At 59.2% G+C, this 24,455-nt stretch carries 27 protein-coding genes; 15 read left to right on the top strand and 12 right to left on the bottom strand.

Annotated elements, in window-relative coordinates; genetic code table 11:
- The first annotated feature begins 47 nt into the window (after positions 1-47).
- The 10 genes from DXY31_RS16025 (at position 48) to DXY31_RS15985 (ending at position 10,504) form a co-directional block, all read left to right on the top strand.
- Complete coding sequence (locus tag DXY31_RS16025; RefSeq protein WP_114994681.1) at positions 48-4,160, top strand: DNA-directed RNA polymerase subunit beta'; 4,113 nt, start codon at positions 48-50, stop codon at positions 4,158-4,160.
- A gap of 68 nt (positions 4,161-4,228) precedes the next feature.
- The gene (locus DXY31_RS16020; protein ID WP_066911119.1) at positions 4,229-4,381 is read left to right on the top strand and encodes a high light inducible protein; all 153 of its coding nucleotides are present in this window, start codon (positions 4,229-4,231) and stop codon (positions 4,379-4,381) included.
- Positions 4,378-5,418: a 23S rRNA (adenine(2503)-C(2))-methyltransferase RlmN gene (gene rlmN, locus DXY31_RS16015; protein WP_114994680.1), complete on the top strand. Its 1,041-nt coding sequence runs from the start codon at positions 4,378-4,380 to the stop codon at positions 5,416-5,418. The genes DXY31_RS16020 and rlmN overlap by 4 nt, the downstream gene beginning before the upstream one ends.
- Before the next feature lie 28 nt (positions 5,419-5,446).
- Complete coding sequence (locus DXY31_RS16010) at positions 5,447-7,210, top strand: sodium:solute symporter family protein (RefSeq protein WP_114994679.1); 1,764 nt, start codon at positions 5,447-5,449, stop codon at positions 7,208-7,210.
- Between the two features lie 39 nt (positions 7,211-7,249).
- Positions 7,250-7,375 (top strand): hypothetical protein, encoded by a 126-nt coding sequence (locus DXY31_RS17760; protein WP_255355652.1) that lies wholly within the window; start codon positions 7,250-7,252, stop codon positions 7,373-7,375.
- A gap of 15 nt (positions 7,376-7,390) precedes the next feature.
- Positions 7,391-8,200, top strand: coding sequence for a HEAT repeat domain-containing protein (locus tag DXY31_RS16005; protein WP_114994678.1), 810 nt, complete (start codon positions 7,391-7,393; stop codon positions 8,198-8,200).
- Positions 8,201-8,271: 71 nt separating this feature from the next.
- Positions 8,272-8,475 carry a DUF2997 domain-containing protein gene (locus DXY31_RS16000; RefSeq protein WP_114994677.1) on the top strand — a complete coding sequence of 68 codons (204 nt, stop codon included), beginning with the start codon at positions 8,272-8,274 and terminating at the stop codon, positions 8,473-8,475.
- Complete coding sequence (locus DXY31_RS15995; protein ID WP_114994676.1) at positions 8,475-8,867, top strand: DUF1257 domain-containing protein; 393 nt, start codon at positions 8,475-8,477, stop codon at positions 8,865-8,867. The genes DXY31_RS16000 and DXY31_RS15995 overlap by 1 nt, the downstream gene beginning before the upstream one ends.
- Before the next feature lie 30 nt (positions 8,868-8,897).
- The gene (locus DXY31_RS15990) at positions 8,898-9,296 is read left to right on the top strand and encodes a ferredoxin (RefSeq protein ID WP_114994675.1); all 399 of its coding nucleotides are present in this window, start codon (positions 8,898-8,900) and stop codon (positions 9,294-9,296) included.
- Positions 9,296-10,504 carry an aldo/keto reductase gene (locus tag DXY31_RS15985; RefSeq protein ID WP_244279879.1) on the top strand — a complete coding sequence of 403 codons (1,209 nt, stop codon included), beginning with the start codon at positions 9,296-9,298 and terminating at the stop codon, positions 10,502-10,504. The genes DXY31_RS15990 and DXY31_RS15985 overlap by 1 nt, the downstream gene beginning before the upstream one ends.
- Here the strand turns inward: DXY31_RS15985 and rsmG are convergent.
- Entirely contained in the window at positions 10,480-11,244 is a 765-nt protein-coding gene (gene rsmG / locus DXY31_RS15980) for a 16S rRNA (guanine(527)-N(7))-methyltransferase RsmG (protein WP_114994674.1), read from the bottom strand. The two genes, DXY31_RS15985 and rsmG, sit on opposite strands and share 25 nt — an antisense overlap.
- A 28-nt stretch (positions 11,245-11,272) precedes the next feature.
- Here rsmG and DXY31_RS15975 point away from each other — a divergent pair, with 28 nt between their 5' ends.
- Both DXY31_RS15975 and DXY31_RS15970 read left to right on the top strand, forming a co-directional pair.
- Positions 11,273-11,809 carry a J domain-containing protein gene (locus DXY31_RS15975; protein WP_244279878.1) on the top strand — a complete coding sequence of 179 codons (537 nt, stop codon included), beginning with the start codon at positions 11,273-11,275 and terminating at the stop codon, positions 11,807-11,809.
- Complete coding sequence (locus tag DXY31_RS15970) at positions 11,775-12,041, top strand: DUF3143 domain-containing protein (protein ID WP_244279877.1); 267 nt, start codon at positions 11,775-11,777, stop codon at positions 12,039-12,041. Before DXY31_RS15975 ends, DXY31_RS15970 begins: the two co-directional genes overlap by 35 nt.
- A 22-nt stretch (positions 12,042-12,063) precedes the next feature.
- Here DXY31_RS15970 and bioA read toward each other — a convergent pair whose 3' ends face one another.
- Positions 12,064-13,347 (bottom strand): adenosylmethionine--8-amino-7-oxononanoate transaminase, encoded by a 1,284-nt coding sequence (gene bioA, locus DXY31_RS15965; protein ID WP_244279876.1) that lies wholly within the window; start codon positions 13,345-13,347, stop codon positions 12,064-12,066.
- Between the two features lie 54 nt (positions 13,348-13,401).
- Between bioA and DXY31_RS15960 the strand changes: the two genes are divergently transcribed.
- Positions 13,402-13,692 (top strand): hypothetical protein, encoded by a 291-nt coding sequence (locus DXY31_RS15960; protein WP_114994672.1) that lies wholly within the window; start codon positions 13,402-13,404, stop codon positions 13,690-13,692.
- Between the two features lie 33 nt (positions 13,693-13,725).
- On the opposite strand, the gene DXY31_RS17205 is transcribed toward DXY31_RS15960, so the two are convergent.
- Genes DXY31_RS17205 through DXY31_RS15940 form a run of 5 tightly spaced genes read right to left on the bottom strand, consistent with a single transcriptional unit; the run spans position 13,726 to position 17,195 of the window.
- Positions 13,726-13,881 (bottom strand): hypothetical protein, encoded by a 156-nt coding sequence (locus DXY31_RS17205; protein ID WP_170953744.1) that lies wholly within the window; start codon positions 13,879-13,881, stop codon positions 13,726-13,728.
- Positions 13,878-14,549, bottom strand: coding sequence for a dethiobiotin synthase (gene bioD / locus DXY31_RS15955; protein WP_114994671.1), 672 nt, complete (start codon positions 14,547-14,549; stop codon positions 13,878-13,880). Before bioD ends, DXY31_RS17205 begins: the two co-directional genes overlap by 4 nt.
- On the bottom strand, positions 14,546-15,307 hold the full coding sequence (locus DXY31_RS15950) for a methyltransferase (protein WP_114994670.1): 762 nt from the start codon (positions 15,305-15,307) through the stop codon (positions 14,546-14,548). The genes bioD and DXY31_RS15950 overlap by 4 nt, the downstream gene beginning before the upstream one ends.
- Positions 15,307-16,047: an alpha/beta hydrolase gene (locus DXY31_RS15945; protein WP_114994669.1), complete on the bottom strand. Its 741-nt coding sequence runs from the start codon at positions 16,045-16,047 to the stop codon at positions 15,307-15,309. Before DXY31_RS15945 ends, DXY31_RS15950 begins: the two co-directional genes overlap by 1 nt.
- On the bottom strand, positions 16,047-17,195 hold the full coding sequence (locus tag DXY31_RS15940) for an aminotransferase class I/II-fold pyridoxal phosphate-dependent enzyme (protein ID WP_114994668.1): 1,149 nt from the start codon (positions 17,193-17,195) through the stop codon (positions 16,047-16,049). The genes DXY31_RS15945 and DXY31_RS15940 overlap by 1 nt, the downstream gene beginning before the upstream one ends.
- A 73-nt stretch (positions 17,196-17,268) precedes the next feature.
- Here DXY31_RS15940 and DXY31_RS15935 point away from each other — a divergent pair, with 73 nt between their 5' ends.
- Positions 17,269-20,043, top strand: a complete 2,775-nt coding sequence (locus DXY31_RS15935) for an RNA helicase (protein ID WP_114994667.1) — start codon at positions 17,269-17,271, stop codon at positions 20,041-20,043.
- Positions 20,044-20,054: 11 nt separating this feature from the next.
- Here DXY31_RS15935 and fumC read toward each other — a convergent pair whose 3' ends face one another.
- The 4 genes from fumC to DXY31_RS15915 form a co-directional block, all read right to left on the bottom strand.
- Positions 20,055-21,452 (bottom strand): class II fumarate hydratase, encoded by a 1,398-nt coding sequence (gene fumC / locus DXY31_RS15930; RefSeq protein WP_114994666.1) that lies wholly within the window; start codon positions 21,450-21,452, stop codon positions 20,055-20,057.
- Positions 21,453-21,471: 19 nt separating this feature from the next.
- Positions 21,472-21,579 (bottom strand): adenylosuccinate lyase, encoded by a 108-nt coding sequence (locus DXY31_RS15925; protein WP_066911005.1) that lies wholly within the window; start codon positions 21,577-21,579, stop codon positions 21,472-21,474.
- 15 nt (positions 21,580-21,594) lie between these two features.
- Positions 21,595-22,890, bottom strand: coding sequence for an adenylosuccinate lyase (purB, locus tag DXY31_RS15920; protein WP_114994665.1), 1,296 nt, complete (start codon positions 22,888-22,890; stop codon positions 21,595-21,597).
- Between the two features lie 61 nt (positions 22,891-22,951).
- A complete protein-coding gene (locus DXY31_RS15915; RefSeq protein WP_066911000.1) occupies positions 22,952-23,167 on the bottom strand; it encodes a hypothetical protein in 216 nt (71 codons plus the stop codon).
- Positions 23,168-23,265: 98 nt separating this feature from the next.
- Between DXY31_RS15915 and DXY31_RS15910 the strand changes: the two genes are divergently transcribed.
- Positions 23,266-24,093 (top strand): TlyA family RNA methyltransferase, encoded by an 828-nt coding sequence (locus tag DXY31_RS15910; protein ID WP_114994664.1) that lies wholly within the window; start codon positions 23,266-23,268, stop codon positions 24,091-24,093.
- 18 nt (positions 24,094-24,111) lie between these two features.
- Here DXY31_RS15910 and DXY31_RS15905 read toward each other — a convergent pair whose 3' ends face one another.
- Complete coding sequence (locus tag DXY31_RS15905; RefSeq protein ID WP_067095755.1) at positions 24,112-24,450, bottom strand: P-II family nitrogen regulator; 339 nt, start codon at positions 24,448-24,450, stop codon at positions 24,112-24,114.
- Between the last annotated feature and the right edge of the window lie 5 nt (positions 24,451-24,455).

The raw sequence follows: 24,455 nt of genomic DNA, 5'->3' as shown, positions 1-24,455 counted from the left end.
ACGATTAAGACCGATCCACTCCATAAACACGATTTCTCAGCGCTGTCATGACCTCCACTCCTTCCAAATCCCGTAAGTCTTCCAAGTCTTCCAAGTCTTCTAAGGCCGCTAAGGCTGCCAAGGCTGCCGCAGCCGCAGCCTTGGCAGCCCGCGCTTTAGCCAAGACCCCCCCACCTTTTCGCAACCGTGTGGTGGATAAAAAGGGTTTGAAACAGCTGGTTGCCTGGGCCTACAAACACCACGGCACGGCGGCCACGTCCGCCATGGCTGATCAGCTCAAGGATCTTGGCTTTAAGTACGCCACCCAGGCTGCAGTGTCCATTTCGGTGGATGATCTGAAGGTCCCTGAGGCGAAGCAGGACCTTCTCGGAGAGGCGGAAGAGTTGATCACGGCTACTGAGGAGTCTTATCGCCTCGGTGTGATTACGGAGGTTGAGCGTCACACCAAGGTCATTGACACCTGGACCGAGACCAATGAACGCTTGGTGGATGCGGTCAAGAAGAACTTCAACCAGAACGATCCACTTAATTCTGTGTGGATGATGGCCAACTCCGGAGCCCGGGGAAATATGTCCCAGGTGCGCCAGCTGGTCGGCATGCGCGGCCTGATGGCTAACCCTCAGGGGGAGATCATTGACCTCCCGATCCGCACCAACTTTCGTGAAGGCCTGACCGTCACCGAATACGTCATCTCTTCCTACGGCGCCCGCAAGGGTCTGGTGGACACGGCACTGCGTACGGCTGACTCCGGTTACCTCACACGACGTCTTGTGGATGTCGCTCAGGACGTGATCGTGCGCGAGGACGACTGCGGAACCACACGTCTGATCGTTGTAAAGGCTGAGAACGGCAAGTTCGGCAATCGTCTGGTGGGTCGTCTAACCGCTGATCAGGTGGTGTCTGCAGAGGGAGAGGTGCTAGCCGAGCGCAACACTGAAATCGACCCCCCCCTCTCCCAGCGCATCCAGAAGGCCGGGGTTGAGGCGGTGAGCGTGCGCTCACCGCTGACCTGTGAGGCCAACCGCTCGGTCTGCCGCAAGTGCTATGGCTGGGCTCTGGCCCACAACGAACTGGTGGACCTCGGCGAGGCCGTCGGCATCATCGCTGCCCAGTCGATTGGTGAGCCAGGAACACAGCTCACCATGAGAACGTTCCACACCGGTGGTGTGTCAACAGCGGAATCCGGCGTGGTCCGCTCCAAGGTGGAGGGCAGCGTTGAGTTCGGCGCCAAAGCACGCGTGCGCCCTTACCGCACACCCCATGGAGTTGATGCCCAGCAAGCCGAGGCTGATTTCAAGCTCACTATCAATCCTTCCGGCAAGGGCAAGGCCCAGAAGATTGAGATCACCAGCGGTTCGCTGTTGTTTGTGGACAACGGTCAGGAGATCGCCGCGGATGTGACCGTCGCTCAGATCGCCGCCGGCGCCGTCAAGAAGAGTGTTGAGAAGGCCACCAAGGACGTGATCTGTGACCTGGCTGGACAGGTCAGCTATGACCCCACCATTCAGCCCAGGGAAGTGACTGACCGCCAGGGCAACATCACCCATAAGGCCCAACGTCTCGGAAGGATGTGGGTGCTTGCTGGGGATGTCTACAACCTTCCCCCTAATGCCCAGCCTGTGGTCACAGCTGGTGCTCAGGTCACTGAAGCCCAGGTGCTCGCGGAAGCCAGCCAAGCCAGTGAGTACGGCGGCGCCGTCCGCCTGCGTGAAGCCCTTGGTGATTCACGTGAGGTGCAGATTGTCACCACTTCGATGACGCTGCGCGACTTCAAACTGCAGGGTGAATCCACCCATGCTGGTGAGATCTGGAATCTGGAGGCCAAGGACGGCACCCGTTACCGCCTCAATACGATCCCAGGCAGCAAGATCGGCAGTGGCGAGGTTGTCGCTGAACTCAACGACGACCGCTTCCGCACCCAGACCGGTGGACTGGTTCGTTTCGCTCCCGGCCTGGCCATCAAGAAGGCCCGATCCGCCAAGAACGGTTACGAGGTCAATAAAGGTGGAACCTTGCTCTGGATTCCTCAGGAAACCCATGAGATCAACAAGGACATCTCCCTGTTGATGATCACTGACGGTCAGTGGATCGAAGCCGGTACTGAAGTGGTCAAGGACATCTTCAGCCAGACGGCTGGCATCGTCACCGTTACTCAGAAGAACGACATCCTGCGCGAGATCATCGTGCGTAGCGGCAGCTTCCATCTCTGCACTGAGAAAAAAGCTCTCGAGCGTTTCACTGGCGACGGTGTCATGGTCAATCCGGGTGAACCGATCGCCAAGGGCATCAGTACCGACTCCATGGTGTTTGTTCAAACCGTTGAAACACCTGAAGGCTCAGGTCTGCTGCTTCGCCCGGTTGAGGAATACACCATTCCGAATGAGGCACAGCTCCCTGATCTCGGACACGTCAAGCAACCAAATGGTCCTCACCTTGGCCTGAAGGCCACCCAGCGCCTGTCGTTCAAGGACAACGAGTTGGTCAAGTCTGTTGAGGGTGTCGAACTGCTGCGCACACAGCTGATGCTTGAGACATTCGACACGACCCCACAGATGACTGTGGATGTGGAACGCGTGCCTGACCGGCGCGCCAAGACGATCGAACGACTTCAACTGGTGATTCTGGAGAGCATCCTGGTCCGCCGTGACACGATTTCCGACTCCAGTCACGGTTCCACCCACACCGAACTCCAGATTGAGGATGGTCAGTCGATCAAGGCCGGTGACGTGGTGGCCACCACTCAGATTCTCTGCAAGCAGGAGGGTGTGGCTCAGATGCCTGAAGCCACTGACAGTGAGCCGGTGCGTCGCTTGATTGTGGAGCGTGCGGAAGACACCGTGACCATCGATACCCCCTCCAAGCCTGTCGTGACTGTCGGGCAGCGCATTGTTGACGGTGATCTTCTCGCTGAAAGCCAGCCGGCAGATTGCTGTGGCGAGGTGGAACGGGTGGACGCCAAGGCCGTCACACTTCGTCTTGGGCGTCCTTACATGATTTCGCCGGACTCCCTTCTGCATGTGCGCGACGGGGATCTGGTCCAGCGAGGCGACGGGCTTGCACTGCTGGTGTTTGAACGTCAGAAGACCGGTGACATCGTTCAGGGTCTGCCCAGAATCGAGGAGCTCCTGGAAGCTCGGCGACCCCGGGAATCAGCCATTCTCTGCAAAAAGCCCGGAACGGTCGAGATCAAGCAGGGTGAAGACGATGAAACCACTGTTGTGACAGTCATCGAGACTGATGATGCCATTGGCGAGTATCCGATCCTGCTGGGCCGCAATGTGATGGTCAACGATGGCCAGCAGGTCACGGCCGGTGAGCTGCTGACGGACGGTCCGATCAACCCCCATGAGCTCTTGGAGTGTTTCTTCGAGGATCTGCGCAGTCGCAAGCCTCTAATGGACGCGGCTCAGGAGGCGATCGCCAACCTTCAGCATCGCTTGGTGACTGAGGTTCAGAACGTCTACAAATCCCAGGGCGTGTCGATCGACGACAAACACATCGAGGTGATCGTGCGTCAGATGACCAGCAAAGTGCGAGTTGAGGATGCTGGCGACACCACCCTGCTGCCCGGCGAATTAATTGAGCTTCGTCAGGTGGAGGACACCAATCAGGCGATGTCGATTACTGGAGGCGCTCCCGCCGAATTCACTCCGGTTCTACTAGGGATCACCAAAGCCTCCCTCAACACCGACAGCTTCATCTCCGCCGCCTCGTTCCAGGAGACGACGCGGGTTCTGACCGAAGCGGCCATCGAGGGTAAGAGCGACTGGCTCCGCGGTCTCAAGGAAAACGTGATCATCGGGCGCCTGATCCCTGCAGGAACCGGTTTCAGTGGTTTCGAAGAGGAACTGCGTGCGGAAGCCGGCCCCCATCCCGACATCCTTGCCGAGGATCCTGTCGGTTACCGCCGCATGCAGAACCTTCGTCCTGATTACACCGTCGATATGCCAGCCGCTCCAGTGAAGGATGCCACTGCGGTTCTGGATGACCCCAGTGATGCAGATCTGGAGGCCACTCGCAGCCGCCATGGCATTGAGGGTGGCGCTAACTTCGCCGCCTTCGCCCGTCCTGATGCTGAAAATGAGCTGAAGGAAGAGCAGGTGGTCGATGCCGAGGCCGTGGAAGGATTGCAGGAGGAGGGACTTCTCAGCGATGAGTGAAATCTTCGCTTCCCGCCGCGCCCATCACCCTGTCCCTTACAAACTGTGCGCTGAAGCCGGCTGTGCCCATGCTTGAACCCACCACGATTCCCGTTCGTCGTCTGCCCCGGTATGGGTTCCACACTCACACCGAGCGTCTGAACGGACGCATGGCCATGCTCGGATTCATCGCTTTGCTTGCCGTGGAAATCAAGCTTGGGCACGGTCTTCTGATCTGGTGAGCAAAGCTCTGCTCGGTCGCAGCGCGGCCGAGCTCCAAGACTGGGTGGTGTCCCAGGGGCAGAAAGCTTTCCGAGGGCGTCAGCTCCATGATTGGCTTTATTCCAAGGGTGCTCGTTCCCTGGATGACATCACCGTTTTGCCCAAGGCCTGGCGAGCCACACTCACCGATCAGGGGGTCAGCATTGGCCGCTTGAAAGAGCTACATCGCTCAGTGGCCTCCGATGCCACCACCAAGCTGCTCCTGGCCACCGATGACGGAGAAACCATCGAAACAGTGGGCATTCCCACGGATCAACGTCTGACCGTCTGTGTGTCCAGTCAGGTGGGCTGTCCGATGGCCTGCCGTTTCTGTGCGACAGGAAAAGACGGGTTGCAGCGTTCACTGAGAACCCACGAGATTGTCGATCAGGTGCTGAGTGTGCGGGAGGTGATGGATCGCCGTCCCTCTCACATTGTGTTTATGGGAATGGGCGAACCTCTGCTCAATAGTCGAGCGGTCCTGGAAGCGATCCGTTGCCTTAGTGATGATTTGGGCATCGGCCAACGCCGGATCACCGTGAGCACAGTTGGTGTGCCGAAAACATTGCCTCAGCTTGCTGAGTTGGCCATTGAAACCCTTGGCAGAGCTCAGTTCACCCTTGCGGTCAGTTTGCACGCACCCAATCAGCAGCTGCGGGAAGATCTCATTCCCACCGCCAAGTACTACCCCTATGAAGTTCTGCTCGATGACTGCCGCCACTACCTGGAGGTGACCGGCAGACGGGTGAGCTTCGAATACATCTTGCTTGGAGAACTCAATGACCGGCCGGAGCATGCCGAGGAACTCGCAGACCGAGTTGGGGGCTTTCAGAGTCACGTCAACCTGATTGCTTACAACCCGATCGAGGAAGAAGAGTTTGAGCGTCCCTCCCGTGAACGCATCGAAGGATTCCGCCGCGTGCTTGAACGGCGTGGTGTGGCCGTGAGCTTGCGTTCCAGTAGAGGCCTGGATCTGGATGCGGCCTGCGGTCAGCTGAGACGATCAAGGCAGAAGTAGGGGAGACTGCGACGATCTGCGCGGCTCCATGGCTCCGATCGACTGGACCATTCTGATCGTGTATCTGGCGGCCACGCTGGCCCTTGGTCTCTGGCTGGCGCGACGCAATCGGGGCGAGGATGATTACTTCGTGGCAGGCCGCCGTCTCAGCGGCTGGCTCGCCGGTGCATCGATGGCGGCCACCACGTTTTCGATCGATACCCCTCTTTATGTTGCGGGGATCGTGGGCACGCGAGGCCTCGCGGCGAACTGGGAGTGGTGGGGGTTTGGGCTTGCGCACGTTGCGATGGCCGTGGTGTTCGCACCCTTATGGCGGCGCAGCGGCGTGCTCACGGATGCTGCTTTCACCGAGTTGCGATACGGCGGCCCTGCAGCTGCCTGGCTGCGAGGGATCAAGGCCTTTCTTCTGGCGCTGCCGGTTAACTGCATCGGCATCGGCTATGCCTTCCTCGCCATGCGCAAGGTGGTCGAGGCGCTTGGCATCGTCTCCGATCAGCCGATACGTGCAGTCGGTGGACTTTCGGACACTCTTGTACTGCTGATCATTGTGGCTGCTCTTGTGCTCGCGTACACCGTCGCCGGTGGACTGTGGGCTGTGGTGATCACCGATTTTATTCAGCTTTTACTGGCGCTTCTGGGGGCAGCTGCTGTGGCCTGGGCTGCTGTTCATGCGGCCGGGGGGATGGAATCGCTGCTGGCTCAGCTGGATGCCCTGGGTCGCCCTGAACTGTTGTCGATCGTGCCCTGGCGCTGGGGTCCTGAAGGGTTTGACTGGATTGGCGGTGCGGGGATCAGTGTCTCCACGTTTCTCGCTTACCTCACGGTGCAGTGGTGGAGTTTCCGCCGCAGTGACGGTGGTGGTGAGTTCATCCAACGGATGCTGGCCACGAAGGATGAACAGCAGGCGCGGCTCGCCGGCTGGGTGTTCTTGGTGGTCAACTACCTTCTGCGCAGCTGGCTCTGGGTGATTGTGGCTCTGGCTGCCCTAGTGCTGCTTCCTGACCAGGCTGACTGGGAACTCAGCTACCCGACACTCGCGGTTCAGTTTCTGCCTCCCGTGGTGCTCGGACTGGTTGTGGTCTCCCTGGTCGCTGCCTTCATGAGCACCGTCAGTACATCCGTGAACTGGGGAGCCAGCTACCTCACGCATGATTTGTATCAACGCTTTCTGCGGCCCAATGCTTCTCAGCGGGAGCTTCTTCTCGTGGGTCAGCTGATGAGTGTGATGCTGCTTGTGCTTGGCGTGGTCACAGCCCTCATTAGCGACAGCATTGGCACGGTGTTCCGGCTTGTGATCGCCATCGGCACCGGACCTGGTGTGGTTCTCGTTCTGCGCTGGTTCTGGTGGCGGATCAATGCTGCAGCGGAGCTGGCCGCCATGATCTGCGGGTTCGTCGTGGGACTGGTGACCTCGGTGGTTCCTCTGGTTCAGATCGCTGACTACGGAGAACGACTGATGGTCACAACAGCCCTCACGGCCGTGGTCTGGATCACGGTGATGCTGCTGACCCCCCCAGAGTCCCCAGCAGTTCTGGAACGATTCGTGCTTAAGGTTCGTCCTCCTGGACCTGGGTGGAGCCGCTGGCGTCATGGCTTAGATGCGACCGCTTCGGAATCCCTTTCAGACCTGCTTGCCCGCTTCCTGTTCAGTTCCGGACTGCTTTTCGGAGCTTTGCTTGGTTCAGGGGCATTTCTTTTGCATCAGCAGCTGCTGGGTTGGTTTGGCTTGGTTGTAGCAGTGGCTTCTCTGATGCTTCTTCGCTGGACCGGGCGATCTGCTGCTCCGGTCTGATCGGGCGGCAGTCACAATGCACAGAAATCCTTCAGTGATTTGGCTTTTTTTCGCAGCACTCTGCTTCCCATCCTGATCGTGGCTCTGTTCGCACTGGCGCTTGTTGCTGTGAGCGCTCGCATCTGGCTTCCAGGCGACATGCTGGCGCCTGCTCCGATCAGCTGAGATTACGATCGATCCATGGGCGATTCATCCAGCATCCAGAACGAGGACCTCATGGCTGAGCTGGCTATCGATCCTGACGTGCTGGAGCGTGAACTCGCTGCAGAGCTCATGGGTGATCCCCTCGATGAGATTGCTCCGGATGATCCGGAAGGTGATGCCCTGGAGGCGGTTCGCTCCTGTGATGAGGGCCTGGAATGGCTCAAACAGGGGCACGATCAGCGACTTCAAGGGTTGAGGGTGTTCTGTGAACATCGCGACCCCCGTGCCGTCCCACTGCTCCTGCCACTGCTCGATGAAACCTGTCCGGTGGTGCGTATGAGTGCTGTTTACGCACTGGGTCGGAACCCTTCACTGCAGGCTGTGGAGGCTCTGCTGCGGCTTCTGCAGCTCGACAGCAACGCCTATGTGCGCAAGGCCACGGCTTGGAGCCTTGGTAATTACCCGGATGCTCCCGTACTCAATCCATTGATCAGGGCCTTGCAGGTGGATGTGGCATCGGTGCGTCTTTGGGCTTCGGTGTCGCTAGCAGAGGCCGGTAGCACCTCAGCTGTGAAGGCTGATCTCGCTGCAGGTCAGCTGCTGCTGAGCCTGCGGATTGACAGTGAGCCCGTTGTGCGAAGCAATTGCATCTGGGCCTTGGGCCGACTGCATGATCTGCTTGTTAAACCTCGCCAGGACGAGCTGGTCGAGGCCTTCGTGGCAGCTCTGCTTCAGGATCGTGAAACCACGGTGCGCGATGAAGCCCGCACGGCCCTCGAGCAGCTCGATAATCCCGAGCTTGTGGATCGTCTCCAGACTCTGCTGGATGAAGGTCTGCTGATCTGATCTGATCCCGTTACAGGGAACTCCGGCTCCTACTACTTCCCCTTAACATGCGAGCAATTCTGTGATGGTGCATGCCTCAGCGCACAGTGCGATTTCGAATCCGTCCCGACGGCCGTGTTGAGGAACGGGTTGAAGGAGTCACTGGTGATGCTTGCCTGCAACTCACAGATCGTCTTGAGGCAGCGCTAGGCACTGTCGAACGGCGTCAGCCCACTTCTGAGGCTTTCACCTCAACCCAGCCTGTCACTCAGTCCCAGTCCGTCGAGCCTTCCTGATGTCTCATTTCAGTACCGTTAAAACCGAACTCCGTCAGTTGGCTCCACTGCGTGGAGCTCTCCAGGATCTGGGTTACACGCCCGGCGACAGTCAGCAGACCGTGCGTGGTTATCAGGGACAGACCGTCGAAGCAGAGCTGGCAGTCGCCGTTGACGGCGGTGCCGACTTTGGCTTCCGATGGAACGAAACAAATCATGCCTACGAGTTCGTCACTGATCTGGATCTTTGGCGCCAGCCTGTTCCGGTTGAGCGCTTCCTCTCGCGTTTGACACAGCGCTACGCACTGAGGTCAGTGCTGGAAGCCACTCGCCATGAAGGATTTGATGTCACAGAGCAACGTGATTGCCAGGATGGATCTATTGAGCTGGTTGTGACCCGTTGGGACGCCTGAACCAGTTCTCCTGATAACAATGTTGATTCAGTGATAGATCCTGCAGCTGCCGCCTATCTCGCAGCGTCCTTTGATCAGGATGAGCGGACAGGTTTTGAGCCTGTCCTGGGCGGCGCGCTCCAGTCAAAGGCGGTCTGGGTTGATGAGGCGGCTTGCATTGGTTGTCGCTACTGCGCGCACGTGGCCACGAATACCTTTGTGATTGAGCCCCATCTCGGCCGCTCCCGGGCCATTCGTCAGGATGGTGACTCCTCTGACTGCATTCAGGAAGCGATCGAGACCTGTCCTGTGGACTGTATCCACTGGGTTGCTTTCGATGATCTTCCAGGGCTGAAGCGTCAGCTGGATGCTCAGGAACTGCTGCCCATGGGAGTCCCATCGCCGGCTCGACCGCGTCGTCAGCTCCCTCGCAACACCCATCACGGCTGATGGGGAGCTCTGGTCTGCCAACCCGTCGCTTTGGGCGCACAGAAATTTCAATGCCAGTGCTGTCACTAGGTGGAATGCGCTTTCAGCAGAGCTGGAGTGATCTTGAGGCCGATGCAATCACAGAGCAATCCCAGCGGTTATTGCAGAGCACGCTCCAACGAGCGGTGCAGACAGGCTTTCATCATCTGGAAACCGCACGCCACTACGGCAGTTCAGAACGACAGCTGGGCTGGGCTTTGCCGAATTGTCCCGATCCCTCGCGAATCCTGCAGACCAAGGTTCCACCCCAGTCAGATCCGAAGCTTTTTGAAGCCGATCTCGAATTGTCCTTCACCCGTCTCGACGTGGATCGTGTCGATCTGCTGTCGATTCACGGCATTAATCTCCATTCCCATCTCGATCAGACGATCCGACCGGGTGGCTGCCTTGATGTGGTGCGTCGCTGGCAGGCCGACGGCAGGATTGGTCATGTGGGCTTTTCCACTCATGGAGACACCGCATTAATTGTTGATGCCATCGAAACGGGTGTTTTCGATTACGTGAACCTGCACTGGTACTTCATCCGTCAGGACAACGAACCGGCAATCGCAGCAGCCAGTCTTCAGGACATGGGCGTGTTCATCATCAGTCCCACCGATAAAGGTGGTCATCTGCATACCCCGGGTCCACTCCTGCTGGAGCTCACGGACCCCTTGCATCCGATTGTTTTCAATGATCTTTTCTGCCTCCGTGATCCGCGGGTGCACACGCTGAGCGTCGGTGCGGCCTGTCCTCAAGATCTTGATCTGCACTTGGAGGCGGTTTCGCTGCTTGATCAGGCCATGGAGTTGGTGGCGCCGATCGAATCCCGTCTTCGCATGGCCGAATGTGATGCCCTTGGTGCGTCATGGCTGAAAACCTGGAGACAGGGATTGCCCGAATGGCAGAACACCCCAGGGGAAATCAACCTGCCAATGCTGCTTTGGCTTTACAACCTGCTTGAGGCATGGGATCTCGAGGGATTCGTCAAGGCGCGCTACGGCCTACTGGGTCGTGCCGGTCATTGGTTTCCTGGAGCTAATGCCGATGCGCTGGATGCCAGCGTGAGTGAGGAGCTGCTGTTGTCGGTTCTGAATGACAGCCCTTGGAGAGACCGCATTCCCAGCCTTTTGCGCAGCCTGCGTGAACGGGCCGGTGGTTCTGCTCAGGAGCGGCTGTCGTCGTCTTGAACTCCCAACGGCATTTTGCTGGGCATGCCTGTTGCCCGTGGGTAGGTCCTGGGTGTTTCAGCTTCCGGCCCAATCCTGATCAGGGTCCGTGCTCCTCTCTTGGAAGGAAGTTCCATACGTTGCAGCGTTAGGGATCGAGCTTTCAGCAGCTGCAGTGCTGATTGGAGTTCTGTCTCATCCGCATCGTTCCAGCGTCCGCGGTACAGCAGAGCTTCTCCGCTTCTGCGCAACAACGGTACGAGGTATTCCGCCACCACAGGAGCTGCCCCGACGGCGCGGGCCATCGCAAGATCAAACGTTCCTCGACAGCTCTGTTCGTGCCCAGTGCGTTCCACCCGTTCAGTGCGGACTAAGACTCGATCGCCAAGGCCCAGCGACTTCGCCATGGCAGCTACGGCTGCGGTCTTGCGTCCCACTGAATCCACCAGGGTTAGCTCAGCGCCTGGAAGAGCAATGGCCACAGCTAGCCCAGGGAAGCCTCCGCCTGTGCCCACATCAATGCAGCGCCGTGGAGTGTCTGGGCTCATCAGCTCAGGCAATAGAGGCCAGAGGCTGTCGAGAACCTGAGCGATCCAGAAATCTTCCCCCTGCACCAGCCGGGTGAGATTGACGCGGCTGTTCCAGTCTTGAAGCAGCTGTTGCAGTTGAATCAACTGCCTCAGTTGTCCGGCATCAGGGCTCCATCCGAGCAAAGACCAGAGCTCGGGTCCCGGATTGGCAAACGGCGATGTATCCGGCATGGCGGCCTAACCGTTACACCTTTCTAGAATGGAGTCGAAGCCCAAGGTGCTGCTGAAAGCAATGGCCTTTCAGGCTCAAGACATCACCTACTACGAGCGTCTGGGTGTCTCTCGCAGTGCTGATGCAGATTCTTTGCGTCAGGCCTTCCGTCGCCTGAGCAAGGCTGTGCATCCGGACACAACCCGTTTGCCGGCACAGGATGCGGCTCGCCAGTTCCGGCTTCTGCGCGAAGCCTATGAGCAGCTCGCCGATCCACGTCGCCGTCGCGTGTACGACGCGGCTCTGCGGGAGAGAGAAGCGACACAGCAGACCGTGGCTCCTTCTCTGCCGGTGCCGCATGCGATCGGCCAGCGTCGTCCTCTCTCCGGTGGAGAGTGGCTATCGCTATTGCTGTTGCTGGGATCACTGCTGCTTTGTCTGCTGCTTGGGGTGGGTGTGGCCTTGAGCCGAGGACTTGAACTTCAAGTGCAGCCGAGTTGGCTGGTGGAGGAGCAGACTCAGCTGATTGATGCGCAGCCCGGTGATTCCGATGGCATCACTTCCCTCAGCGGACACGCCGCTTAATCAGCATTCCCTGCGGGCACTTGAGCAGTGGTTGCAGGCCCTGGGTGCCACCCGCAGTGATCAGGACCCCTGCGACTGGATCTGGGAGCAGCCTTGCTGGAGTGCTCTGCTGAGACTCGACCAGCAGGATCTCGGTGTGACCTGGACTTCAGAGCGACCACCCCGCTCTTGTTCCTACCCCTATGGCCTCACCCGAGAGGATGTGGAAGCTGCAATTCGTCTCGGTCCCTGATCTCTAGAGCTTGCGACGGCGCTTATGAGCTGGGGAGAGCATCCAGTCCGCGGCGCAAAGCGTCGTAGCACTGATCCAGCTGGGCGTCGCTGATGCAGAGCGGCGGAAGCAGATAGACGACATCCCCGAGCGGACGGATCAACACACCCTGATCTCTCACCAGGCCCCGGAGCAGTTTACCCGCAGGATTGAGATAACCCTGCTCACTGTCGGTCACCAGGTCAAAGGCGGCGATGGTGCCGCAGAGCCTGACGCGCTGCACCCTGGGATGGCAGGCCAGCCGTTCCAGCCTGGCCTGATGACGTTGTTCGAATTGCTCATGACAGTCAGGGCTCGCTTCGAGCAAATCCAAGCTGGCATTGGCTGCTGCGCAGCCGAGTGGGTTGGCGGTGAAGCTGTGACCATGCCAAAGGGTTTTGGTCGGATCGCTGCCGAGGAATTCTTGAAAGATCATCTCGCTGGCCATCGTGATCCCCATCGGTAGGAATCCGGCGGTGAGTCCTTTGGACAGTGCCACAAGATCCGGCTGGATCCCCGCGCGCTGGGAGGCCAGTAGGCGACCGCAACGACCAAAACCGGCGAGGACTTCATCGGCGATCAGCAGGCTGCCGGCGCGCTTGACCTGTTGTTCCACGGCCTGCAGGAACTGCGGACGAACCATGCGCATGCCGCCAGCCCCCTGAATGAGCGGTTCGAGAATCACTGCTGCGGTGGGTGTTTGCAGCGCTCGCTCAAGGTCATCAAGAGCCTGCTGCTCACGGGCTTCCACCGTCTGGTCATTCCAGTGGGTCTGAGGCCAGGGGACCCGCCTCACCGGAAACAGCATCGGATCGAAGGGTTCACTGAACAGACTGCGTGCTCCGACAGCCATCGCTCCGAAGGTATCTCCGTGATAAGCCCCTTCAAATGCGACGAGTTGCTGGCGTGGTTCACCGCGGTTGTGCCACCACTGCACAGCTGTTTTGAGGGCTACTTCCACGGCGGTGGAACCGTTATCTGAGAAGAAGACGCGATTCAGTCCAGTGCGCTCGGCTAGGCGAGATGCCAGCCGTTCTGCCTGTGGATGGGTGAATTCCGCAAAGATCACCTGCTCAAGCGTGGCGGCCTGCTCGGCGATTGCGGCCGCAACAACCGGGTTGGCATGGCCGTGAAGCGTGACCCACCAGCTGCTGATTGCATCAATGAGAGGTGGTCCTTCAGCTCGAAAGAGCAGGGCCCCTTCGCCCCGTACCACCTGCTCAAGAGCCGGGGTGGTTGTGATCGACGTGAAGGGTGGCCAGAGGTTGGGGTGATGGTTCCGTGACACTGGGCACGCTTGAACGCCTGTTGTCATCATGGGCACACGACTGCGAGGCCAGCCATGGCCAAGAATCAGACTGATCAAAGCCGGGTAAGGCCTTCTTCCAATCGATTTGTGGAGTCGGTCTCAAAGCGACCCCGCTATGGTCCCGGCAGCGATGGTTGTCGCAGCATCTTTTTTGAGGGTGGATGGCCCTCGATCAAGGCGCGGCTTGAGATGCGTGGCTGGTCGCCCTCCCAGATCGAACAGATCCATGAACAGCTTCGTCAGGGATGGACTCTGACCATGGCCGTGCGTCATGTGGCCCTGTTGATGGGCAGATGCCCACTGCGATCTCGACCGATGGGCTGAGATCACTCTCTGGTGCCGCACTGTCTGGCGCCTTTACCGGCAGACGTTGCTGTCTTTTTCTCCGAGAGTTGCTATTGGCCCGCAGTTGAACCAGCGCACAAGCTGCACCTCAATATCGGTGAACAGCACGAGGATGCCGCCGCATAGGAGCACAACGGCCACGGTGGCCCAGGTCTGACGGCTTGTCATCGATTGTCCGGATGGTTCGCAAACGCCTCGAACTTAGGGCCGAGGCCCTGGTTGCGCCATGCATTGCGCAGAGTTTCCGCATTGAGAGGATGCAGGGGGGGAAGTTCCGCCAGCACGGCAACATCGCCAATCTCGCTGAGGGTTCTCGGATTGTCGGCATGGGCAGGCCCATTCAGGATCAATCCGACCACAGGGATCTTGCGGCTGCGAAGCGCTTCAAGACTGAGCAGGGTGTGATTCAGTGTGCCCAGCCCGCTGCGGGCCACCAGTACAACGGGCAGCATCCATTGCTGCAGCTGATCGATCTGCTGCCAGGAGCGGGTGAGTGGAACATGAAGTCCACCGGCTGTCTCGACCACGAGTGGCCTGTTCCCGGTAAGTGGAAGCGTCAACTGCGTTGGATCAAGACAGGTGTTTTCCAGTTCCGCTGCCCAGTGTGGTGAAACAGCTGCCTGGAAGGCATAGGTCTCTGTGATCCAGCGATCGGAGGGAAGGTCGATCAGCTCAACCACTCGCTCACGATCACCACCGTCCTCCAGACCGCTCTGCACCGGTTTCCAATACACGGCATTCAGCCCCTGGACCAGCAGAGCACTGACCACTGTTTTGCCCACGTCCGTGTCGGTGCCGCACACCACAAGGCGAAGTGCAGCTGAGCTCGTTCTCATCGTTGGATCAGCATCAATTTGATCACCCAAGTGAGCCTGAGCTGTCCATCACCATCAAGATCAGGCCAGGCCTGCTGGAGTTTGCGCCAGTCTCGAACCGTCAGCGATGGCTGAGTGGTGCAGTCCGCTCCAACCCTGCGCAGCGGTTTCAGCAGCCTGGGCAGGCTCTTCGCAACGGCGTTGTAGTGCATCTCTTCCTGCAGCCTGATCTGATCAGCCCCCACCCACTGCAACAAGGCTTTGATCTTTGGAAAGGTAATGGCCGTACAGGGGATTCCGGTGATTTCTGCGGCGTGATGCCACTGAGGGAAGCAACCCTCAATTGGTAAGGCCACCGCTAACCATCCCCCAGGAGCCAACTGATTCAGCCAATGCCGGATGACCTGTCCTGGTGACGGCAGCCAGTGCAGACAGAAGCTTGATGCCAGAAGGCTGGGAGCCTCCGGCCATCGCGGTAGCCGGCCTCTCAGATCCCATTGCTGTGTTCTGGCAGAGAGAGGTTGTTGTCGAAGCATGGCCTCGCTGCCGTCCACACGCAGCACGCGCTGCCCGGGATGCCTGGTTTCCAGTGCATCGGCCAGGTGACCGGTGCCGCTGCCGAGGTCGACCCAAAGTCCGCCGGGCATGTGCTGTTGTCTGCAATGGTTTGCTAGCTGAACGGCCACCGCGTGCTGAAGCGTGGCTGATGCGTTGTAGTTCTGTGCCGATTGATCGAAACGGCTGAGAACTTTGTCGCCCCAGTTGCTGACGGAGTCCATCAGCTCGCTCGACTGTGGTGATCAAGCCACTGTTGGACGCGCACGAGTAGATCGGGGACCAGCAGTGCGTGTCCGACATCCCGGAGCTGCCATTGCTCGGGCGCAGCCTGTAAGTGGCTCTTCAGGGCTTGCAGGTGTTCTCGGCTTGCGGCTGGTGCAACGATCGCGTCATCCGTCCCATCGACCACAAGCACACGGGCGGTTTTTGGAAGGCCTGCCGGCAGGCCCGAGGTGCCGATTAGGCACTCAAGATCTTCTCTCAGATAATGGCGACCTCGCTCGCTGAGGCCTTGTTGCTCCAGTCCCGGTGGCAGACCGTCCACCTCAGCGGGTTGTGCGGCTCGTTTTAGGAAGGTCCTCAGCATCGAGGCCTCACCGGGTCTTCCGATCGCTTTTTGCATGCCCCTAAGGCCAGTGCGCAACGCTCTCCCTGCAGATCCTTGTGGAACAAATCGCCCAAAGCTGGCAAGCAGCACCAGATCCGTGGCCTGGCCAAGAACAGAGGGCTCAAGCAGATGGGGGCCAAGGGAATGGGCGATAACGACTCTGCGCTGCCTGGCCATGGATTGGCTTGTTTCGCCGCTGGTTGGCTCTGCCCAGTTTGGAGAGCAGCACTGTCTGTTGCCATAGCCACGTTCGCCGCTGCGCCAGAGCCAACCCTGATGGCTGAAATGACGCTCCCATGGAGCCCAGACTGTGCTGTCGCCACTCCAGCCATGCATGGCGATGACCTGTTTCATCAGGGAACGCGGCGATCTGAGAGGGCCCTCAGCAGTGATTCCAATGTCTCATCGGGGAGGAGGCGATGGAGAACCAGACGCAGCCTGGCACTGCCTTCCGGCACGGTGGGTGGGCGGATTGCAGCGGTGAAAAGTCCCGAGTGTTCAAGATGGCGTTGCAAATTCAGGCAGTGCTGATCCTCTCCAACGAGTAGGGGCAGGATTGGCCCTTCACCTGTCGGTCGCGCCCAGCCTGCTTCGACCAGACGGTCACGCCAGGTGTTGCTGCGCTTCACCAGTGTGCGGCCCCAGTCGGGGTTGTTGCGCATCAGTTCCAGAGCGGCAAGGGCGCCTGCTGCCAGGGGTGGTGCCAGTGCGGTTGTGTATCGGAAGGCTCCGCTCTCCTGCAGCAATTGCTCTCCAAGCTCGCCATCGCACGCCAGGAAGGCCCCGCCGCTGCCGAAAGCCTTGCCGAAGGTGCCGCTGAGCATCGTCACTCTTCGTTCTCCAAAGCCCAGGCCACGCCCTCCTTCTCCGAGCACACCGAGGCCATGGGCCTCATCCAGGAGCAGGCTCGCCCCATGGCGCTCACAGAGTGCTGCCACGTCGCGAACGCGTGGACTCGTGCCTTCCATGCTGAACAGGCTTTCAGTGATCACCAGCAGGCGCGCGTCTGGATGATCGCTGCGACAATGCAGCAGCAGACGCTCCAGCGACTCCAGATCGTTGTGAACAAAACGCCGGAGTCGGGCACCGCTGGCTTGCACGCCCACCAGCAATGAATGATGAATGAGCCGATCCGCCACAACTGTGGTGTGCCGTTTCGCCAGAGCTTTGACGGCCGCAAGATTGGCCTGAAACCCGCTTGGAAACAGCAAGACTTTCTCGCGTCCGAGCCATTGCGCAAGCTCTGACTCCAATTGATCGTGCACAGGGCGGCTGCCGCTCACCAGCCTTGAGCCGCCAGCTCCCACGCCGCTGCATCGCAATTGCGCCTCGGCCGCGGCGATCAGGGAAGGATGCCGGCAGAGGCTCAGATAATCGTTGCTTGCCAGATCAAGCAGCTCCGGGCCATAGGCCGAATCAGCGCTGACGGCCTGCACAAGCTCCTGCTTCCTGGCAGGCGACCAGGTGCGCAGCTGACGGCGACGGGCCGGAGGAGTGCTCATGCGTGCAGTCTCGGTCCACGCCGATCGCGTTAGGGATGCACGGCCCTTTTGGCGGCGTCCCTAGGATTGATCTATGGCGGATCAAGACACCCAGGCTTCAGAGCCCGTACAGGTGGGGGCGCCGGATCCGTCGCAATTGTTTCCTTTTCCTCTGGATGACTTTCAGCTGGAGGCGATCGACGCTCTGAACCAAGGTCATTCTGTGGTGGTCAGTGCGCCCACGGGATCTGGCAAAACCTTGATCGGTGAGTACGCCATCCATCGCGCCCTGGCCCATGGTCAGAAAGTTTTTTACACCACACCGCTGAAAGCTCTTTCCAACCAGAAGCTGCGCGATTTCCGAGAGCAATTTGGTGCGGAGAACGTGGGTCTGATGACCGGTGATCTGAGCGTTAACAGGGATGCCTCAATCGTGGTGATGACCACGGAGATCTTCCGGAACATGCTCTATGCCGAGGCGGATGAGCACGACGATCCCCTTGCCGACGTGGAGGCTGTGGTGCTGGATGAGTGCCACTACATGAACGACTCTCAGCGCGGCACCGTCTGGGAGGAATCAATCATTCACTCACCGCCGCCAGTCCAGCTCGTGGCGCTCTCGGCCACGGTTGCCAATGCCGGGCAGCTCACGGATTGGATCGAAAAGGTGCACGGTCCTACCACGCTTGTGCTGAGTGACTTTCGGCCTGTGCCATTGCATTTCGGTTTCTGCAGTGCCAAGGGGCTGCATCCGTTGCTCAATGAGCAGGGCACTGGTCTTCATCCCAACTGCAAGGTCTGGCGAGCGCCCAAGGGGCACAAGCGCAAGGGCCGCTCACCCAGGCCTCCTCAGCCCGAACCGCCACCGATCAGCTTTGTGGTGGCCCAGATGGCCGAGCGCGACATGTTGCCTGCCATCTACTTCATCTTCAGTCGACGTGGCTGCGATAAGGCCGTTCGCGACCTTGGAGTGCAGTGCCTGGTAACCGAGGCGGAGCAGGCCCGAATCCGTGAGCGTCTCAAGGCCTATTCATCCGCTAACCCTGAAGCTGTACGCGATGGCATTCACGCTGATGCCCTGCTGCGTGGCATTGCTGCGCATCATGCAGGGGTCCTTCCTGCTTGGAAGGAGCTGATTGAGGAGTTGTTCCAGCAGGGTCTGGTGAAGGTGGTGTTTGCCACAGAAACACTGGCGGCGGGCATCAACATGCCCGCGCGCACCACAGTGATTGCGTCACTGTCCAAACGCACAGAACGTGGCCATCGTCCATTGATGGCCAGTGAGTTTCTGCAGATGGCTGGTCGAGCAGGACGGCGTGGACTCGACTCTCAGGGGTATGTGGTCACGGTGCAGAGCCGTTTCGAAGGAGTTCGCGAAGCCGGTCAGCTGGCAACAAGTCCTCCAGATCCGCTGGTGAGCCAGTTCACCCCCAGCTATGGGATGGTTCTCAACCTGCTGCAGCGCCATGATCTTGCTAAGGCGCGCGAGCTGGTGGAACGCAGCTTCGGCCGCTATCTGGCCAGCTTGGACCTGGTGGAAGAGGAGGAGATTCTTGAGCAGTTGCGCCTACAGCTTGGTCAGTTACAGGGGTCGGCCGGTGACGTGCCGTGGGAAGACTTCGAGGACTACGAAAAACGGCGAGGGCGCCTGCGCGAAGAGCGGCGACTGATGCGCATTCTTCAGCAACAGGCCGAGGAAACCCTGGCACATGAGCTCACGCTGGCGCTGCAGTTTGCGAGCGTCGGAACGCTGGTCAGCCTGAAGGCCCCGCAACTGCGTGGTGGCGTCACACCGGCGGTGATCGTGGAGAAGTGCGAGGGACCGGGACAGTTCCCGCTGCTGCTCTGCCTCACCATCGACAACGTCTGGCTGATGTTGCCCTGTCAGGCGGTGGTGAGCCTGCATGCGGAGCTGAGCTGCCTGCAGGTGGATGGAGTTCGAACTCCTGAACTCGCTCGTTCTGGTGAGCTCCGCCATGGGGATCAGAACAGTGGTGGTTTGGCTCTGGCGGTGGGGCATATGGCTCAGCGTCATGACATGACGACTCCTCAGTACGACCTGGCAGGAGAAGTGCTGTCCCAAGCAAAAACGGTGCAGACGCTTGAATCTGATCTCGAAGCCCATCCCGCCCATCGATGGGGAGATCGCAAGCAGCTCAAGAAGCACCGCCGGCGCATGGAGGACTTGGAGCTGGAGATCGCCGAGCGGCAGCAACTGCTCCATCACCGGGCCAACCGTCACTGGGAGACTTTCCTCGCTCTGATGGAGATCCTTCAGCACTTCGCAGCTCTTGATGAGCTGGAACCCACGGAGATTGGTCGCACGGTGGCGGCTCTCCGAGGTGACAACGAACTCTGGCTGGGTCTGGCCCTGATGAGCGGCCACCTTGATGATCTGCCGCCATCAGAGCTGGCCGCCGTGTTTGAAGCGATCAGCACTGAGGTGAACCGTCCGGACCTCTGGAGTGGATTCCCAGCGCCGCCCAGGGCTGAGGAGGCCTTGCATGACCTCTCCGGTCTGCGCCGCGAACTGCTGCGGGCGCAGGAGCATCATCAGGTTGTTGTTCCGGCCTGGTGGGAGCCCGAGCTGATGGGACTGGTGGAGGCATGGGCCAGCGGCACGGCTTGGAATGACCTGATTGCCAACACGTCTCTCGACGAAGGTGACGTGGTGCGGATCATGCGCCGCACGGTGGATCTGCTGGCACAGGTTCCCTACTGCGAAGCGATCAGTGAGCAGCTGCGAAGTCATGCCCGACTGGCGCTCAAAGCGATCAACCGTTTCCCTGTTGCTGAATCCGATGATCTGCAGAAAGCTGCCGCAGCTGATTCAGAGGGTCTCAATCCCGCAACCGAACGGGCCGCCTGATTGCTTTCTCTTCAGCCCTGCTGTCGTGCCATATCAGCGGGATCGACGATGCGGTCGAAATCCTCGGCGCTGACATACCCCAGGTCCAGAGCAGCATCCCGCAGGCTCAGACCCTGCTCATGGGCGTATTTTGCGATGGCACTTGCCTTGTCGTACCCGATGATTGGTGTGAGAGGAGTGACCAACATGAGGGACTGCTCAACGTCACGCTGAATCCTTGCCCTGTTTGGTTCGATTCCCTCGACCATCGCCACTCGGAAGCAGCGGCAGGCATCCGTGAGCAGGGTGATCGAGCGAAGCAGATTGAAGCCGATCAGCGGTTTGTAGACATTCATCTGTAGGTGGCCGCCGGCACCGGCCATCGCCACTGCGGTATCCAGGCCGATCACCTGCGTGCAGACCATGGCCATGGCTTCGCACTGGGTCGGATTTACTTTCCCCGGCATGATTGAGCTTCCGGGTTCATTCTCTGGCAGGTGCAGCTCTGCGAGTCCTGCGCGTGGGCCACAGGCCAGAAGTCGGATGTCATTGGTAATCTTCAGCAGGCTTCCAGCAAGCATGCGTAGCTGTGCCATCGCATGCACCAGCCCGTCGTGACTCGCCATCACAGCAAATTTGTTGGCAGCTGAGCTGAAAGCGAGTCCTGTGAGTTGCGACAGCTCCTGCGCAGCCTGTACGGCGAAACCAGCCGGAGCATTCAGACCGGTTCCCACCGCAGTGCCGCCCAGTGGCAGTGGATAAATCTCCGAAAGACTGGATTCAATGCGAGTTCGAGCAGCCGCGATCTGGTCGCGCCAGGCTGAGGCCTCCTGTCCAAGGGTGAGCGGAACCGCATCTTGCAGATGGGTGCGGCCGATCTTGACAAGATCTTTCCAGAGCTCGGCTTTGGCTGCAAAAACAGCAATCAATCGATCGAGTTCAGGAAGCAGTCGACGTTCGACAGCCTCTACGACTGCTACGTGAATCGCCGCAGGGAAGGCGTCATTCGTGGACTGGGAGCAATTGACATGGTCATTGGGGTGGACAGGCCTGTGGCTGCCGAGCGGTTCACCCGCAGCCTGAGCTGCCAGATTGCTGATCACCTCATTGACGTTCATGTTCGTTTGGGTGCCGCTGCCGGTTTGCCAGACGCGCAGGGGAAATTGATCATCGTGCTGACCAGCTGCAACCGCTGAGGCAGCCGTCGAGATGGCTGCACATTCGCTCTCACTGATGACGCCGAGGCGGGCATTCACGCTTGCAGCTGCCTGTTTGATGCGGGCGAGAGCATGAATAAGCTCCGCCGGTAAAAGATCGTCAGCGATGTCGAAGTTCCTCAGAGACCGCTGTGTTTGCGCTCCCCAGAGAGCCCCTGAAGGAACTTCCACCCCCCCCATGCTGTCGTGTTCGATCCTGGTCGCTTCTGACATCGCAGGGCAAGTGAATGCGTTAAGGGCGTGGACCCGCTCCGGGCCTGAGCACGAGGGCAATGATCAGCAGCATGCCGCTGACGCTCACAACCACGTAAATCCAGTCTGCATAAGGGGTCCAGAACATGGTTGAGACCAGATCTCAAAGTCCCAGGCGTTCCCAGATCACCCCAAGGCTCTTTAGGTGTAAATCGGTGTTGAAGCAATCGTCCAGTTGCTGCTGACTGAGCTTGGCCTTGACTTCGGGGTCCGCTGCCAGATTGCTGCGGAAATTCCCACCGTCGTTGTTCCAGGCGCTGTGAGCATTGCGCTGCACAACTCGATAAGCGTCTTCCCTGCTCATGCCTGCATCCACCATTCCGAGCAGCACTCGCTGGCTAAACACCACGCCGCCGTACACGTTCATGTTACGGAGCATGTTTCCCGGGTACACCCCCAGACCTGCCACTACGGCTGTCATCTCTCGCAGCATGAAATGCAGCGTCACCGAGCAGTCGGGGAGCATCATCCGCTCGGTTGAGCTGTGGCTGATATCTCGCTCATGCCACAGAGCTACATTTTCCAGGGCAGCGACGACGTAGCTACGCAGCACTCTGGCCAGACCGCTGATGCGTTCACTGCGGATTGGGTTGCGTTTGTGGGGCATGGCCGAGCTGCCTTTCTGGCCCTTGGCAAAGCTCTCTTCCACCTCGAGGACGTCCGTCCGTTGAAGGTTGCGGATTTCAGTGGAGAAGCGGTCCAGGGAGGCTCCGACCAGTGCCAAGGTCTGGACATAATCAGCATGCCGATCGCGAGAGATCACCTGGGTGCTTGCTGTGTCTGGGCTCAGACCTAATCGCTCGCAGGTCAGACGTTCCACCTCTGGATCGGTGTTGGCGTAAGTGCCCATGGCCCCGCTCACTTGGCCCACGGCCACATCCCGCTCCAACCGTTCAAGTCGCTCGGCATTGCGGCGGGTCTCCGCTAGCCAGCCTGCCAACTTAAATCCAAATGTGATCGGTTCACCATGAATGGCGTGAGAGCGACCGATCATCACGGTGTTTTTGTGCTCTGCCGCCAGTTTGGTGATGGCCTCGTCGAGGGCGCCCAGTTCCTTCTTCAGCAGAATGACAGAGGACTTGAGCTGCAGGGCAAGACCGGTGTCTAGTACATCACTGCTGGTCATTCCAACGTGGATATAGCGACCCGCGTCTCCGACGTGCTCGTTGACGTTGGTGAGAAAAGCGATCACGTCGTGACGCACTTCGGCTTCGATCTCAAGGATCCGTGCTGGCTCAAAAGCCGCCTTGCTGCGGATGTCCTCCATGGCCTCATCGGGAACGCGTCCCAGGCTGCAGTTGGCCTCACAGGCAGCCACTTCAACATCAAGCCAGCTCTGATACTTGGCCTGGTCGGTCCAGATCGCGCCCATCTCGGGCAGGGTGTAGCGCTCGATCAAGGGATCGCAGACAGATGGTCAATCCTCGACCATACGGTGACGCAGGTTTGTCACCAGTCGTTCAGGCAGAACGCAGACGACGATGTTCCACTTCCCATTGCACGTGCTGTCCCCACGCCTGTTGTCGAACCGTGCAGAGACCACCTCGGCATTCGATTACCTGGAAGGGAGGCAGATCGCTGGGGTGGTTTTCAATGGTGACGAAGGTGCCGGGATGCAGGAGTTCCACCACGTTTCGAGGGGTTGGGCGGTGACGTGGCTGCTGCTTGGCGGACATGACCGTGTTGTGGCTCGGATCGATCCTCAAGGAGTTGTCTGGGTTCCCGGGAGAACCACGCAGGTTTGTTCGGATTTCATCTCTGCTTTTATGAAGAAATGGCTCGTAAACGCCGTCTGGATCTTCATCTGCTCACTTTGGGCCTGGCCTCATCACGCCAGCAGGCCCAGCGATTGATTCGTGCCGGCAAGGTGCGTGATGTCCATGGACAGCGTCTTGAGAAGCCGGGGCAGGAAATTGCAGAAGAGGCGCTGCTTCAAGTGGAGCAACCGCCGCGATTCGTGTCCAGAGGTGGAGAAAAACTTCTGGGTGCTTTGACTGCCTTTCCAGTTGAGGTGAGTGGACGTGTCTGTCTCGACGCTGGGATCTCAACCGGTGGCTTCACCGATTGCCTGCTTCAGCATGGCGCCAGCCGTGTCTATGGCATTGATGTCGGCTACGGCCAAACCGCCTGGATCCTGCGCACCGATGAGCGGGTTGTGTTGCGTGAACGCACCAACCTGAGGCGTTTGACCGCCGAAGAGTTGTATGGGAAAGACGATCAGCGCCCGACACTGGCTGTGGCGGATGTGTCGTTCATCTCTCTCTCACTGGTTTTGCCATCCCTGCGTGGTCTGATGATCACAGAAGGCACAGAAGCCAAGGACGTCGAGGCCATCGTATTGGTAAAACCTCAGTTTGAGGTTGGACGGCAGAGGGTCGGGAAGGGTGGTGTGGTGCGTCACCCAGCGGCTCATATTGACGCTATTACTGCCGTGATCGCAGCGGCTCAGCCGCTTGGCTGGAAGCCAACAGGGTTGGTAGCTTCTCCACTCACCGGTCCAGCAGGTAACCATGAATATCTGCTGTGGTTGACCTCTCGTTTCAACCAAGAGTTCACCCAAACATTGATCGAACAAGTTGTCTTAGCAACCTTGAGCGAGTGAGGAGAGGAAGGCCTGGTCTTAGAGAGCTGATCCGTCGCGATCACCTGTACGGATCCTCACCACGGTGTCAACAGGTGAGATGAAGATCTTGCCGTCTCCGATCTCTCCGGTCTTCGCGGCCTCTGCAATGGCGTTGACCACGGTGTCAACACGAGCATCGTCGATGACCACCTCGATCTTGAGTTTCTGCAGGAATTCCACTGTGAATTCTGATCCGCGGTATCGCTCAACCTGACCTTTCTGTCGCCCGAAACCCCGGACCTCGCTCACGGTCATCCCGACGATTCCTGCGTTCACCAAGGCCAGCTTGACGTCTTCAAGCTTGAAGGGGCGGATGATCGCTTCAACTTTTTTCATTGCTG

Origin of the sequence: Synechococcus sp. UW179A (assembly GCF_900473965.1) — a bacterium.
Taxonomy (GTDB): Bacteria; Cyanobacteriota; Cyanobacteriia; order PCC-6307; family Cyanobiaceae; genus Synechococcus_C.
This window is presented reverse-complemented; position numbering and strand designations above follow the sequence as displayed.